The 15297-nt window shown below is 40.3% G+C and carries 10 protein-coding genes; 3 read left to right on the plus strand and 7 right to left on the minus strand.

The annotated features are described in order from the left end of the window. The first annotated feature begins 50 nt into the window (after window positions 1–50). Both I1A42_RS16775 and I1A42_RS16780 read left to right on the plus strand, forming a co-directional pair. On the plus strand, window positions 51–941 hold the full coding sequence (locus tag I1A42_RS16775) for a LysR family transcriptional regulator (protein WP_196124137.1): 891 nt from the start codon (window positions 51–53) through the stop codon (window positions 939–941). Window positions 942–1133: 192 nt separating this feature from the next. Further along, complete coding sequence (locus I1A42_RS16780; RefSeq protein WP_196124138.1) at window positions 1134–2609, plus strand: polysaccharide lyase domain-containing protein; 1476 nt, start codon at window positions 1134–1136, stop codon at window positions 2607–2609. A 92-nt stretch (window positions 2610–2701) separates the two neighbouring features. On the opposite strand, the gene I1A42_RS16785 is transcribed toward I1A42_RS16780, so the two are convergent. From I1A42_RS16785 to I1A42_RS16815, 7 genes are all read right to left on the minus strand, one after another. After that, window positions 2702–3913 (minus strand): hypothetical protein, encoded by a 1212-nt coding sequence (locus I1A42_RS16785; protein ID WP_196125590.1) that lies wholly within the window; start codon window positions 3911–3913, stop codon window positions 2702–2704. A 5-nt stretch (window positions 3914–3918) separates the two neighbouring features. After that, window positions 3919–4701 carry an outer membrane lipoprotein-sorting protein gene (locus tag I1A42_RS16790; protein WP_196125592.1) on the minus strand — a complete coding sequence of 261 codons (783 nt, stop codon included), beginning with the start codon at window positions 4699–4701 and terminating at the stop codon, window positions 3919–3921. Between the two features lie 92 nt (window positions 4702–4793). Next, complete coding sequence (locus I1A42_RS16795) at window positions 4794–7157, minus strand: efflux RND transporter permease subunit (protein WP_230389603.1); 2364 nt, start codon at window positions 7155–7157, stop codon at window positions 4794–4796. Window positions 7158–7217: 60 nt separating this feature from the next. Further along, window positions 7218–8564: a PEP-CTERM-box response regulator transcription factor gene (gene prsR / locus I1A42_RS16800; RefSeq protein WP_196124139.1), complete on the minus strand. Its 1347-nt coding sequence runs from the start codon at window positions 8562–8564 to the stop codon at window positions 7218–7220. 503 nt (window positions 8565–9067) lie between these two features. Further along, a complete protein-coding gene (prsK, locus tag I1A42_RS16805) occupies window positions 9068–11113 on the minus strand; it encodes an XrtA/PEP-CTERM system histidine kinase PrsK (protein ID WP_196124140.1) in 2046 nt (681 codons plus the stop codon). 356 nt (window positions 11114–11469) lie between these two features. Next, complete coding sequence (locus tag I1A42_RS16810) at window positions 11470–12387, minus strand: PEP-CTERM sorting domain-containing protein (protein ID WP_196124141.1); 918 nt, start codon at window positions 12385–12387, stop codon at window positions 11470–11472. Between the two features lie 459 nt (window positions 12388–12846). Further along, complete coding sequence (locus tag I1A42_RS16815) at window positions 12847–13743, minus strand: PEP-CTERM sorting domain-containing protein (RefSeq protein ID WP_161158025.1); 897 nt, start codon at window positions 13741–13743, stop codon at window positions 12847–12849. 610 nt (window positions 13744–14353) lie between these two features. Here I1A42_RS16815 and I1A42_RS16820 point away from each other — a divergent pair. Next, window positions 14354–15268, plus strand: coding sequence for an N-acyl amino acid synthase FeeM domain-containing protein (locus tag I1A42_RS16820; RefSeq protein WP_161158602.1), 915 nt, complete (start codon window positions 14354–14356; stop codon window positions 15266–15268). Window positions 15269–15297 lie beyond the last annotated feature (29 nt).

The raw sequence follows: 15297 nt of genomic DNA on the forward strand, positions 1-15297 counted from the left end.
GGTTATCATCATGATTCTATGCATCATATTCATAATGGTAAGGACACTCATTGAATCTCGATCTCAACCAATTACGTATTCTCATTGCGCTGGATGATGAAAGAAATATCACTCGAGCCGCTGAGAGGCTGTACGTTAGCCAATCTGCCGCGAGTCATAATTTGGCCAAACTTAGAGAGCGTTTCAACGATCCTTTATTCGTTAGAACGAGCCGCGGTATGGAGCCAACTCCGTTCACAAAATCGATGCTGCCAGTATTGAGAGATGGAATGAACAATATTATTCGCGCGTCAGATATGCAGTCGTCATTTAATCCCCAGACAGATGCACATACGTTTTATATCGGCGCGTGTGATTATTTTGAATTCGTTGGCATGCCTTTGCTTGCTGAGGCCTTTGTTGAACGAGCGCCAAATATCCGCTTATCGATAGATATGAGTTCCGATCGCGTCAAGATGAAACGTATCGAAAAAGGGCGATTAGACCTATATGTTGGGATTAACAAGCTTGAAATCGCGTCGAAAAACTTCAATTGCTGGGAATGGTTAAGTGAGCAGTATGTTGCGGTCGTCCCGTTATGGCGAAAGCTCCCAGAGAAATTATCGACCATTGAATTTGCCAAAGAAAACCAAGTACATCTCCCCATTACCGAGAACGCTTCTGATGTGATTGATTCATGGCTGTATGAGCAAAACCTTTACCGAAATATTCAGATGGTAACGCAAAGTTACGCCATTGGAGGGATGATCAGCGCTAAAACAGGCTTACTGTTTCCGGTCCCGATTCGTGTCGCTGAATTATTAACTGAGATGATCCCATTGAAAATTGTCGAGTTACCCGATGGAATCCCGCCTGTAACATTGAGTATCATTACGCATAAACTTTATGACCATCAAGAATCAATTCAATGGTTATTATCTGAAATTAATGCTCTTAAATAGCAAACAGTTAACGATATAATATTTATTATTTTATCATTAATGGTTTTTATTTTCTTATTTTAGAGAATTGACTCTTATTTAAGACTGATTTATCAAAATAACCAGAAAATAACGGGAATGCTATGTATTATAAATTATTATAGTGGACAATAATCACTTCTCATCGCTAGGGATGACAATAAGGATAGTTATATGATCTCAAAGATCTTTAAGAGGTATTTAATCTTTTGCGGCATAGTTGTAAATTTAGCGTTTCTGTATTCCGTTTATTCTTTTAGTCATACCCTAATTTCTGGTCAATCAGTCCCTGGTGTCTTTTTCAAAACAGCAAGCAAATTGGCAGGCCATTCATCTACGCGATCCCTTGCTGATGTACTGATGAAAGTGGGGAACACTCTAGATACCCCGGTTTATTACTGGAAACCTTTTGATCGCAAGCAGTGGCCCAGTGTGGGGCCTGATTATGACAATACACCTGTCACCGGTACTGAACCGAAGAAGAGAGTTTATGTTGCTGATTCTAAGTCATTACTTAAGGCAATTCGTTATGCAAAACCAGGGACAACCATTGTGGTTGCGGATGGTGAATATGAGATTCAATCGAAGCGATTTCCCACCAGTAATGAAGTGCCTTCTAAATATAATCCCATTGTGTTTAAAGCCGAGCATCCGGGCAAAGTAAAGTTGTTGATGACGTCTCTAGAAGGATTTTATATTAATCGTCCTTATTGGACGATTACAGGCTTTAAGTTTATTGGTCAGTGTAGTAATCAGAATTCTTGTGAACATGCTTTGCACGTGGTGGGTGAGGCGCAACATGTGCAAATTGTTAATAACGAATTTGTCGATTTTAATGCCGCGATTAAGGTGAATAAGAATGTTGGGGTTTATCCAGATGATGGCAAAGTTTTATATAACTACTTCTATTTTACCAAACCAAGAGACACTCGATATTCTGTTACGCCAATAAATATTGACCATGCGAATAATTGGTTAGTTTCTCATAATATTATTCGTAACTTTATCAAAACTGGCGGCAATAAAATTAGTTACGGTGTATTTATGAAAGGTGGGGCGAATAATGGGGTTATTGAAAATAATTTAGTGGTCTGTAACTCTACCCAACACCGTTATGCTGGTTCTTCCATTGGTATCTCTGCCGGTGGTGGAGGCATGGAAGATCGTCGTGGTGGTGTTACCTACCAAACTAATCAACTGATTATTCGTAATAATATCGTTTTTCACTGTAGTGATGTAGGTATCTACTTAAATGCAGGTAAAGATACGTTGGTTAACAATAATACGCTCTACAATACGACTGGGATTGATGTCCGTTTCTCTGATAGTAGTGCTATGATATTCAACAATATTTTTAGTGGACATCTCCGTATTCGGGATGATGCGAAGGTGATTGCTAAATCCGGGAATTTAATTTATCCACGCGGATTTTTTACTAATAAAGAGCAATTAAACAGCGTGTTTTTATCGCCTGAAACGGGTAATTTTTCGATTGTTGACGATAAGTTAGATCTAACAAAAAAAGCGTTACCTTATCCAATGAGACCTAATGATAGCGTGGTCGATTTTTGTGGGGATACGGTTCATAGCAAAGAGAAATTCGTTGGTGCATTTCAAAACCGAACGGGTTGTTTCTACCCATCAAATTAGCCGTTTAGAGTCGATTTAGATTAAGAGCCAATCTCGCTAAGAGATTGGCTCTTCTGGTTTAAACGGGTAAAGGAACTAACTGGTTATTTGTTCTAGAAATAGTACTCTAGTGTTGCTTTAATAAAATCATCGTAACGAATAGAATAGAGTGAATCGGTTGGAGTATGATTGCTGCTTGCCCAAGCATCGATATTTAAGCTAAGCGAATTACTTAGCCTAGTGGAGGCTTCTAGCTTGTATAAGCGAATATCACTGTTATCGAGATCCTGAGTCATACCGAATAGAATTTGACTGCTGGCTTGGTCGTTAAACGATAGGCGCACCGCAGCAAAGAGATCGTTTTGTCCGATTGCGAGTGAGCTAGGCCCACGTGAATCGTATAGATATTCCGATAAAAGCCCCAAGTCGTAAACGCTATCGCCCACTCCGACGACGGTATATTCAAAGCCACTATCGGTTGAGGTATAGGTTTGATAGCTATCTTTATAACTGGCTTCTAACTTCCATAGCCAACTGCCTTTGGTGCCTTGTAAGCTAAGTCCGACATGTTTCATTTGTGCGTAATATGGAATGATGGTTGAACCGACGGCATTTAAATAGGGTTCTCGATCCGTACCTTGCAGATAACTTAACCCCAAATCCCAGTCACCAAGGGTTTTAGTATAACGGGTGGCGAAATCAATATGATGTTGCTCTGCTGATGATTCGTATTGGGGGTGGTCCGTATCGATAGGAACAATGGTTCTAAGCCGACCATCCTCCCCTGCAAAAGTACGTTCACGAAAATAGGGTAAAAGATAAAATTCCCCGACTCCCCAGTCTTTTATCGCCGTTAATTGGATCATAGGTTGACCCAGTTTATCTTCACCATCAATGGCCTCAACGTAGTCAATTTGGTTAATGACATTTACTAAATGTTCTGCCTCAGTCACGCCCCAAAACACTTTGTTGATGCCCGCCCTTAGCTCATAGTCTCCCCAATAGTTAAGATAAAACAATTCACGGATATCGAAGTGTGACCGTTCGCTATCCATCTTATCGTAGCGATAAAATGGGGTAAACGTGATGCTCGAATGCTGATCTTCAAAATCCCAATAGAGCTCTGGTTGTAATACGATTGAGGGCTGGCCGTTGTCTTGACCATCTTCTCCAGCTTGAAAAAATTGACGGTACTCTAGATTAATTTGCCCACTGATATCCGGTTTTAATGCCGAGGCCGCAAACACGCTTGGCGTTACTATCAAGCCGCCAAGTAGCAGATGGAATAGGGAATGTGGTATTGCTTTTTTCAGCGTCTCACTCATCATCACTATCGCATCCGTGTCATAATATTTTTGTTAAAATCTCGTTCTGAAAGGCCAGTTTTAAAATCGATATTACTGGTTTTTAAGACAGTACTTTTTCCCGTTTGGTGGTTGACCATCTCCAAGGTCAGCGCACGCCAGTAATGATTTAGATACTGTTTATAGTCAGTCAGGGTCAGCGTTTTTAACAGCGCTTTTTTACGATCGTAATATTCCGTTTTAATGGGGCGATATTCTGCTTTGTCTATCCATACAATGATCTTGGTGTAACCGGACATTTTATCGATAGGGACCTGTTCCACGACGAAGCAGGGCAGCCCATCCACTGATTCGTCTCGTAGGTATCGAAAATGATATTTATCTACTTCAAAGGAGCTCAAGTCTTCATAAGAAAACTCACTGCCCATAAATGGGCCTGATTTATTTCTCGAAGAGATACGTTTAACCCGCTTTAAGGCAGGCAAATATAGCCACTGATCATCATCGCCTTGAATATGTGAGTAAGAAAGAAAGACGGTTCCTTTCACATCAAGAGGTTCATCAAATATGGTTAACCCTTTATCACCATCGTTTGCGACTTCGAGGGTTTTCATGCGCATAACTCGGCTACTTTGATCGCCCTGAGCGTTTTTTAGAATCATTTGTACATCTGCGGTGGTGTCTTGCCATCCTTTATCTCGAGCTTTGCGCTCTTTGGCAATCGTGAGCCCCTTATCTTGATCCGCAGCATAAGCAGTACTAAAGCCAAACTGAATGAGTGCGATAGTACATATTATGGCGGCAACCATGGATTTTGGTTTTACCCAAATCCCTGAAGAGATAAATCGTTTCATTGCAGACTCCTTAAATGACAGATTCTCTATGCAAAAAAGAGAGGAGCTTATTCTTGCAGTTGATCTTGATTGATCATGGGCTCCGACTGCTCTTTTTTATCAAAGAACATGAGGCAGCTTGGTAAAAAGACGAAATCAATAACTAACGCGATGAAAATAATCATGCTACTGAGTTTGCCCATGTCTGAATTTAGGCGGAATGTCGACAAAGTTAACACGCAGAATCCCGCAATTAAGACCACACTGGTGACCCATAATGCTCGCCCGACATTATGGAAGGAATAACGCACAGCATCTTGTGCAGACATGCCTTGCTTACGAGCAACTTGGTATTTCGTTAAAAAGTGTACACAGTCGTCAACCACAATACCTAGAGTTAGAGATGCCACTACAGAGAGTGCTAGGTTTATTTCTCCGGACAGCAAAGCCCATATACCAAACCCAATCACGGCCGGTGCCATATTGGGAATGATACTGTAAAGACCAAGTTTGAAAGACCGTAACGCCAGCACCAGTAATCCTGAAATCATGATTAGACTGATGGGTAAGGATATCAGCATACTACGCATGTTTTTGGATCCGATATGAGCGAACATCAGTGATGGGCTGGACTGAGTAATACTTTTCACTTTTCCGCCAAGGTTATGATCTTCAAACCAATGGTTAATCCGGCTTTCCAGCGCAATAAATTTGTGACTGCCTAAGTTTTCAGTTGTGATCTGAACTTTTAAAGCGGATTTAGCAATATTAATCTGATTATTGAGATCTAACCCATAGGGTAACGACATCTCATACATCAATAAATATTGCGCGGAAAGCTGGCGATTGGTGGGGAGGCGATAATAAGTTTGATTATCCGCATGCATGTTCTGGTTTAACCGTTTGAGAATGTCGGTGAGTGACGCGACATGGTCTACCTCAGGTTGTTCTCGTAACCAATGAGTGAAGTTTTCTACTGTTTTAAGGTATTGAGGATCAACAATGCCTTGGTCTTCTCCTGAGTCGATCACGACACTGATCGTTCCCATCCCGCTAATATGTTCTTGCATGTAATCAGCAACAGTGCGGAAGTCACTGCCTTTATTAAAGTATTTTACCGAATCATCATTAATGGTATTGAGTGGAATTAAGGCCGCACCAGCGATGATGACTAACGTAGAAGAAATCAGTAGAAAGTGACGGTATTTAATGATGGCATCTGCAATTGAATCTATGATAGCGGTACTTTGCTGGGTCGGTTTCGCTGGAATTTTAATGGGCAGTAATTGCAATAATATCGGTAGTAGTACAAGTGACAGTAAGCACGCAATCATGACGCCGATAGCCGCCAAGTTACCAAATGTTCTGAGCACTGGAGAGTCAGACATGTTCATCATGAAGAAGCCGACCGCTGTTGTCACCGAAGTGATGATAACGGGCATAACATCCATTTTTAAACTGTGAATGATGGCCGCGGATTTACTCTCTCCCTGCTGCATTTGGTGGCGCATCGTAGCAATAATATGGACACAATCGGCAACAGATAAGGTTAGGATCAAGGTAGGTATATTAACGGTAGCAACGTTGATTGAAAGTCCAAGCCAGCCAGAGAGACCTACTGTCGATAGGACAGCGGTAATGATGACAATTAATGTAGCGAACACGCTTAGCGTCGAACGCAATAAAATAATCAGTACCGCCAAAATGACCAAAAACATCCCCGGAACTAGGTGCGTAATATCCTGCTGTGCTGATTGCATCAGCGCATAATTCATCGCCACCAATCCGGCTTTATAGAAATGCACATCGGGGTTGTCTTGCTCATATTTGCTGAGCATTTTCGTTACGTAATCGTATGTTTCTGCAATTTCAACGGTTTTGTCTTTTTCTGGTAATTGCACTGTGATGTTAACTACGGCTAAGTCCCCTTTCTTAGAGACTATCGCGTTGCGTGTTTCTGGGGTATTAAGGGCCACTTGCCGTATTTTAGTTATGGCTTGGGCGGTTAATACAAGATCGTTGGGCACTAAATCTCGCACCGCTAAATCGTCGCCATCCGCCTCAGTGTGTTGATAATTCGTGATGGAATCAACTCGGCTCGAGTAGGGAGTCTGCCATGCGTCGTCAGTAATATTTTTAATTAAGGTGAGTGTTTCAGGGGTAAACACATCGCCGTTTTTAGGCGCAATAAGAATGGCCAGATTATCAGTTTTTGCAAATTCTGCTTGGATTCGATCAAAGGCTTTTAACTGTGCGTTACCTTTATCGAAAAAGATATTGTAATCCCCTCTAAACTGCAGATCTTTAATGCCAATAGAGGCAATAACGATGAAAACCAAAACGATGCAAAGAGAAGTAATAGGTGCATGCACAATATGGCGTAACCATATATCAGGTTGTGATAACCGGCTTTTCTCATTTTGATTCATCATTAACCTCTAGTAATTCGTCCTCCAGACTCAATAACAATGGTCAACTCACTACGATCATAGCTATTTACGCAAAGAAAACTTCTCCATCAGTGCATACAAAGTAGGGCGAGTAATACCTAGTAGCCCAGCGGTATTAGACATATTGCCGTCACTGATTGACAACGCTCGCGTCACCGCTTGTTTTTCAGCAACTTCGCGAACGTGTTTTAAGTTGATTTCCAGCGCAGCAGATTCTTCATCGACAGGTAGTGCTAGATCTTGCACGGTGATGTTTTTGCCATCGGCCATAATACAAGCGCTTTTGACGCGGTTTTGTAACTCACGAACATTTCCTGGCCATGGATACTGAATCAGAGCTTGAATTGCTTCTTCGGTAAATCCATTGATCTGTTTACCGATTTGTTGACAGTTGGTTTGTAGTACGGAACGAGCAATAAGAATAATGTCTTCACCACGCTCTTTTAAGGGTGGTATATTAATGGTCATTTCGCTAATACGGTAAAAAAGATCTTCACGAAATGCTTTTTCAGCCACCATTTCTTGAAGGTTTTGATGGGTAGCACAAACGATGCGTACATCCACTGGAATATCTTGTCTACCACCGATACGTGTCACCACTTTTTCTTGTAAGAAACGGAGTATTTTGGCTTGTAAGGGATAAGGCATATCACCAATTTCATCCAAAAATAACGTGCCACCTTGGGCGCACTCAACTTTCCCTTTCGTGGTTTTAACTGCGCCAGTGAAGGCGCCACGTTCATAGCCAAACAGTTCACTTTCAAGCAAAGTTTCAGGAATCGATGCACAGTTAATGGCGACAAATGGGTGATCTTTGCGCTGACTTGAATCGTGAATGGCATGGGCAAGCACTTCTTTGCCTGTCCCACTTTCCCCAAGCAATAAAGTGCTCACATCGGTAGGGGCAATGCGTTCGATTAGTTCACAAACACGCTGTACTTCAGGGCTGTGGCCGATGAAACCATTGTGGTTAAGCGAATGCTTTTTTAAATGTTCATTTTCTAGTTCAAGATTCGCCATGACAAAGGCACGACTGAGCATCACAGAGAGAATTTGGTGATCAATGGGTTTTTGATAGAAATCATGAGCTCCCATATCAACAGCTCGTAGGGCGTGATCTTTTTGATCGTTACCGGTAATGACTATGATTTTGGCTTTAGGCGCTAACGCTAGGATCTCTTTTAAAGTTGCAAAGCCTTCACTGGCATTATCGGCATCAGGAGGTAATCCTAGATCTAGGGTGATCACCTTAGGTTCGTGACGACGTAACGCATTAATCGCTGTTGCTCTATCCCCAACAGTGACGATGTCATACTCGGGGAACGCCCATTTTAATTGTTTTTGAATGCCACGATCATCTTCAATAATCAGTAGTGTTTCCCTTTCCATTACGTATAGCGCCTTTTCCTTTGAACGGTTACAAACGGTACTTGTTATGCATTCGCTAACAACTCGCTAGGGATACACAAACGCTTCTGGCTGTGTATTTCTTGTGATCATGTATGCCCGACAAAAAGGGCTACCTTGTTAAAGTTCTATTGATAAAATAAATTTTAATAAGGTAACTCTTGTGATTACCGAATGATGTTATCCGTTATTACAGTATTAATTATATGCCTATGATTAAGGTTTTAATGCGTTGATTGAGAGCAGAAATGAGAAAAATGTTAAATCGGATGAGTTGCTACCCAATTTATATATAACGGTATCAATCACGCATATGTATAATTTTGTCTAAATGCTAAGTTACTAATTTAATTATATTGAATAGGCTATATCGTCCTTATTAAAAATAGAAGAGAACGGAAAAATTTCCTGCCTAATTCACGGTATATTCTTAAAGTTAAGACACCAAGCGCAGCGGTTCATTGAGTATGGTGTTTCTTTTTGCTTTACATCGTTTGTACGGTAAATGGAATGTGTAAAACAAACTGTGATCCTTCACCTAGGGTTGAATCAACCTGAATATACCCACCAAGTTGTTCAATAAATTTTTTGGCATCGTAAGCGCCAATGCCCATACCTGAATTGCCTTTTGTCGTATCGAAAGGCTTAAACAAACGTTTCTCGATAAACTCTTCACTCATTCCCGAGCCGTTATCTGCAATTTTAATCAAATAGTGGTTGTTCTCTAGAGCGGTTGTCACCTGAACGAAACCGTCGGACTTAGTCGCCTCTTGTGCATTTTGTATTAAATGGATCAACATATTGCGAAATCGCTCTTGATCGGTATTGAGAGTAAAGGACTGCGTAGTGTCTGAATGGTAAATAGGTTGGGGTTGCGACGTCTGACATTCCACACAGCAATCTTGTATAACATCTTCGACGGAGAACGTTTTATCCACTTGGGTAGAGGTTTCTTTTTTACGAAGGTGCTCAACCACTTTACTGAGACGTTCCACCGCGGAATCAACGGTATCAAAGGCATCATCAATAAACTCAGGATTGTCTCTATGACGTTGAGCATTTTGCGAAAGTAACTGTAATTGAGCCAGAATGTTTTTTAAATCATGAGCGAGAAAGGCAGACATTCGGTTAAATGTGTCGAATTGCTGATTCTCGGCCAAAATTTGATTGGTTAGATACAAATTCAAATAAACAGATAACTGTTTACTAATCGCAAACATGAGGTCGCGATCTTCCCAATTGAGCGAGTGGGTTGTATTTGGATGAGAAATAAAACAGACGTGACTATTGCCATTGTGATTAATGATAGGAACGACATAATCGAAGGTTTCAATTTGTTCGGCGAGGGTTTCATCGTAGCTGAATGGATCTTGGCTGTGACCATTCGCGAGTTGTTTGATATCAATTATCCATGCATGTTCAATCGATGCCTTGGCCAAAGGCACTAAAAGGTCATCCGCTTCAGGGTACCCCTGTTTTAGATTATAGAGTGTTTTATTGCTCAATTTATCGTTTGCGACCGTCGCTAATAAGCCTGCATCGCAATCGAAAGGCTGAATTATGGCGCTGAGTGCAATTTGAAAGGGTTCATTGACGTTTTGCTCCAAAATAGCAGCGAACTTCATCCATTCTTCACGGTATTCATATTTGTTTGCGTAAAAGTGCTTGGTAATAAAAACCTTCAGTTTTCGCCTGAGAGATTCTGACGTAAATAGACTGGCGAGAAGCAGTACACTGAGGGCAAAGAATACGTTCTGAGCAACACTTCCCCAGTTTTCGCCAAGGTAGCGGATGTAATATCCCGCGATTGCCATGACCAGTAAATAAATACCAGCAATGGTGAGTAGTGTACTGCTGTATACCACTTCCCGAGAGACGTAAATTCGAGTTGACCAGTTTTTGACTCGTCGTGCTGTCATAGTAATTAATGGAATAGTGACAATAGCGACCCAACCGCGAGCCAAAAAGAATAGGCTATCGACACGATTTGTAAGAGCGCCATTTGCATACAATGCAAAGTCGTAGGCGAAAGTCATTCCTAAACCCAAGGTGATAGGTTTGATTGCCCAGCGGTCTTGCTTGTCTGTGCGGCGATAGAGTTGTTCGATAAACCATAGTCCAACCGCTGATTGCGCAAGGTGAATCAACAAAAGATAACGGTTAGGTAGCCAGTAGGTAGTGACAGTGCTGATTTCTACGATGATGAGTAAAACGAATACAGGCAGAGTTCGTCTTACAAAATGATCTTTGCTAAGAAATTCTCGCAATGTTTTTTGATCACTTAGAGTGCCGATAATGAGTAATAACCAACCGGCATTACGCAGTGTCTCGATAGGCAATAGCAGTTTACCTGCACTGGGATATATTGCTAAAGCGGCGGTCAGTGACCATATTGCACTTAATAATGAGGAAATTAATAATAATGATCGTTGCAGAGTCTTTTGTTTCGTTGTTAATAACAGAATAAACAAAAAGAAAAATCCCAAAGCAACAATGCCATATCCTGCAGAATTCAATAATAAATCCGACATAATTTCCTATTAAATATCCGATGCAACCCAGTCGCTAACTATGACTTAGGTCTAGATTAGATTGTGATGATTTACTTTAACGCTTTGGCCACTAATAGCCAAACGACTTCGCTGCTCAATGTGCGTTAAGCGTTATTTGTGAGGAAATCAGCCTGCATTTATTGGTTTCTACTCGGTATGAAGAGCTCTGCAATTTAGAGCCTTAACTATGATTGGATGCATATTCGATGAACCAGTACCTAGAATTGTTTAAGCATATTTGTTTGTCATAAATAAAAAATCCCAGCTCCTAAAGAAGGCGCTGGGATTTATAGCGGTAATCAAAAACCTAATTCGCTAACCAACTGCGTGTATGGTTATAGTTCCATCTGCTTTTTGTTACTGCGACGTTGGAATCCAGCTAAGCCTATAAATGCGAGACCCATTAGAGATAACATACCTGGTTCTGGTACTCTACTAGCCAAATCGACAGTGCCGGTATTACTAACGCCGTAAGCATAACCACCATCTGCTATTGCTTGTGATAATTTTAATGTGGTCGTACCAGAGTTACCATTCAAATAGTCATCAATGTCTTCACCTGAATAGTTTTCAATAGCTTCGGCATAGCTATCATAGACGCTACTAGGGAAGCCAACTGTGGTGATAACATCAAAGTAATAAGCTTCGTAATCAACAGACGAAATAAGATCTGCTAAATCAACCCATTCACCGTCGACTTCGACATAGAAGTAGCCTTCAGCAACGTCGGAAATCGATAATGTTAACGAAATTTGTCCGACAGTTAGATTGCCATCAGCATCTAGGGATAGCAAAGAACTGCCGTCCACAACAGTTAAACTCAGAATGACCTCTCCATCAGAGTTGTACCAATTCATTGTTGAACCATCAAAATATGCTGTAGAGTACGTATATGTGTCGCCTGAACTTGTAGTTGATGAAACCGTGTTGTTTAAATAACCGGTTAAAGTATTAACTGTATATATACCATCTACTGATGTATCAGTTGCTGTTAAATACGTATAGTCAGTGAAAGTATCACCATCACTGAGAGTGCCATTACTGTCTGCGTCTGTAAGATGAACGATACTGTAACCAAAGAAATTTAGGGTATCGATATCGGTTAATGAACCGTCATCAATCACACCATCTCCATCAGAATCAATCGCCCAGTTAAGACTCGATAAAGAGAAGGAACCAGCATAAGCTTGACTAGAAACGAGTACTACCAAGCAGAGCATTATGAGTTTTCCCATATTATGTAATGCTTTCATATTATTTACCTTTGTCCATGATGAGGTTTTTGTTACCGCTCTAATACGAAGCATTAATGATGCCATATTTTTTATTATATATTTTTCAATAAGTTAAATTAAAATTAGTGAGATTGGACGAGGAGGGGAACGTTAGACTGTATAGATGTTTGACATGGTTGCATATAAATATAAATATGACTATTAGTTTATATTCAATAAGTTGTACTTATTATCTTGTTATTATGAGATTATTATCATAATAAGATATTGAATAAAAACGATATTTAATTATTTTGATATCGAGATGAATGTAAATTATCCTGACACTGGTTAAGTAGGATTAATTTAACCTATTGAAATTAAAAATTTAAATAAAGATAAGTAAGGGGGAAGGGATTAAAATAGATGCCACTTCCAAAGATTTCTCTCGTGTCAGTGACATCATTATTTAGATATAAAGTCAGAGTGATAAATGGCTTAGCAATGCGTTAGTTTAAGTTGGAATTTGCGGCGACGCTGTAGTCCGGCTAAACCAATAAAAGCGAGTCCCATTAAAGTAAGCATGCCTGGCTCAGGAACTCGGCGAGTGAGGTCGACCGTACCGTCATTGACGACCACAAACGTATAGCCAGAACCAGTAAAGGCATCTGTTAAATCTACAGTGGCTATTCCTGCATAATCAGTTAAATAAGTGCTAGTATCCACTGTGGTATAAGCATTAAGCTCAGCCTCATAAGCCGCAAGGATTGCATCAGGTACCCCAGCATAAGTCAGCACACTAAAGTAGTAAGCGTCATAAGGTTTACTCGCGACTAAGTCTGCAAGATCGACCCAAGTCCCATTCACATCAACATAGAAATAGTCGGCAACGACAGAATCAATGCTGAGCGTTAGAGATATTTGACCGATGGTTAAATCAGTACCATCCAATAGCAATAATGAACTACCGCTGGTTACGCTAATGGTTAGGATTGAGGTATCAGAGGCATCATACCAACTCATCGTCGAACCATCGAAATAGGCCGTCGAATACGTTAAGCTGCCAAAAGTCACAGTATTATCCAATGTCCCAGTCATGGTATTCAGCGTGTAGATACCAGCGAGATCATCGGCGGTAAGATAATTGTAGTCAGTAAAGGTATCATTATCAGTCAATGTTCCGCTAAAGTCGGTATCAGAAACTGAAACTAAAGTATAACCCGCAAAATCTAGCGTATCGATATCGACAAGTCCGTCAGAGGTGTCGCCATTTCCATCGATATCAACAGCCCAATCTAAACCAGCGAGTGAAAAAGATCCTGCATATGCTTGGCTTGCACTTGCGAGTGCAAAACAGAGCAAGAATCCTTTTATCATTTTGCTTAATATAGCCATGTAATTAATCTCCACATCGACATCCGAATTGTGTTAGTTTTTTTATTGCGGATATCATTTAGCAGGAATAATGCCAATCGTAATTAAATAGATTAATCAGGTGGTTGCGTTAGGAGTGATGAATATATTCATGCTAATTTGAGTAACCTGTAAAATACACTGACAAGTAACCTATTTAAATTAACAATATTGTAATTATGAGTGTGTAATTATCTTTTAATAGTTAGTTAAAACAATATGTTTTACTATTTTTATTGTTTTTTATCACATTTTAATAGTGTGTAAAAAAAACAGACAAATAGAAGTTACGCTATGATTTATTTATAGAAATAAAATTTATTGGAAGAAAATACGCTAAACGTTTAGTAGTAATTACTCGAGAAATTAAATAAAGTGAATGCTGCAATGTAGGAATGTAAAATTTCTATAAAATAAAACATTGCTAAATTAATTTTATTCTTTTCTATTTTGAGCAACTTAATCCTCAAATATACGCTACCGTACTATTTAGGGATGGGTTTCTGTGGCTTTTAATAAGCTAAGACTCGGGTAATGACATCGTATACCAAACTCAATTCATTGTGATTTTGGTCAGTTTGGAGGTGAACTCATGGCGATAACGGAAAAGGTACCACTCACGGAATTAAATGGCAAAACAGTGCCTGTGGAGAGACGTAAGGAAGTGCGTATCGCTAAAGATGGCGGCGATGGAGAGCAAAGCGCGCGAGCGGTTACCTACAAAATAGCGGTGAAAAAGGAAGAGATTGAACGTGCATTCACTTTGGTTTGGGACAACTATGTGGAAGCAGGTTTGCAGCAAGACGATCATCAGGGCATCAGATTTACCAAATATCACTTTTTGCCTGAAACTCGTATTTTCATTGCCAATTTTCACGAAGAATTAGAAGCGAAAACACCGCAGAACTTTAGAGATTCGGACAAAGTTGTTGGAACGGTTTCGATTGTATTTGATAGCCCTATGGGCTTACCCATGGAAGAGTTTTGTGGCGATCAAATTGAGAAAATTCGTGCTGAAGGTGGCAAGGTAGCGGAAGTGACAGCCTTCGCTCTTAACCCCGAGTACACCAAGTACAAAGTGTTTCTGCATATGTTCAAGCTGTTATTTCAATTTGCTGAATTAAAAGGGGTTACCGACTTGTGCTGTTCAGTCGCTGAACGCCATTGCCGTTTTTATCAAAAAATATGTTTATTTGAACCTTTAGGGGAACTCGTGCCTTACTCGGCAGCATACATTCGTAAGGTTCAGGGGCATCGACTTAATATTTCTAAGGCGAATGAAAAGGCGCAAGCGTTTTATTCTGGTCGAGAGTTTGATGCAGATTTACACCGTTTCTTTTTCACTGAAAACTACAATCGTAAGAAAGGGGAAGGACGCCCATTATCGAATGAATTGTTGCACTATTTCTTAGCAGAAAGAACGGATTACATTCACTCACTTGACGAGAAAGATTTGTTACTTCTACGTGATGAATATGAACGGGTTGGACAAGCTTTCCCATTCTAGTTTAGCGTTTTGGACAACGAGACATTGAT

Source organism: Vibrio nitrifigilis, assembly GCF_015686695.1.
Taxonomy (GTDB): Bacteria; Pseudomonadota; Gammaproteobacteria; order Enterobacterales; family Vibrionaceae; genus Vibrio; species Vibrio nitrifigilis.

Coding starts and splice junctions, on each gene's coding strand:
- prsK (WP_196124140.1), bottom strand. CDS start 11,113: ATGTCGGATTTATTATTGAATTCTGCAGGATATGGCATTGTTGCTTTG.
- I1A42_RS16785 (WP_196125590.1), bottom strand. CDS start 3,913: ATGAGTGAGACGCTGAAAAAAGCAATACCACATTCCCTATTCCATCTG.
- I1A42_RS16815 (WP_161158025.1), bottom strand. CDS start 13,743: ATGGCTATATTAAGCAAAATGATAAAAGGATTCTTGCTCTGTTTTGCA.
- I1A42_RS16780 (WP_196124138.1), top strand. CDS start 1,134: ATGATCTCAAAGATCTTTAAGAGGTATTTAATCTTTTGCGGCATAGTT.
- I1A42_RS16795 (WP_230389603.1), bottom strand. CDS start 7,157: ATGATGAATCAAAATGAGAAAAGCCGGTTATCACAACCTGATATATGG.
- I1A42_RS16810 (WP_196124141.1), bottom strand. CDS start 12,387: ATGAAAGCATTACATAATATGGGAAAACTCATAATGCTCTGCTTGGTA.
- prsR (WP_196124139.1), bottom strand. CDS start 8,564: ATGGAAAGGGAAACACTACTGATTATTGAAGATGATCGTGGCATTCAA.
- I1A42_RS16820 (WP_161158602.1), top strand. CDS start 14,354: ATGGCGATAACGGAAAAGGTACCACTCACGGAATTAAATGGCAAAACA.
- I1A42_RS16790 (WP_196125592.1), bottom strand. CDS start 4,701: ATGGTTGCCGCCATAATATGTACTATCGCACTCATTCAGTTTGGCTTT.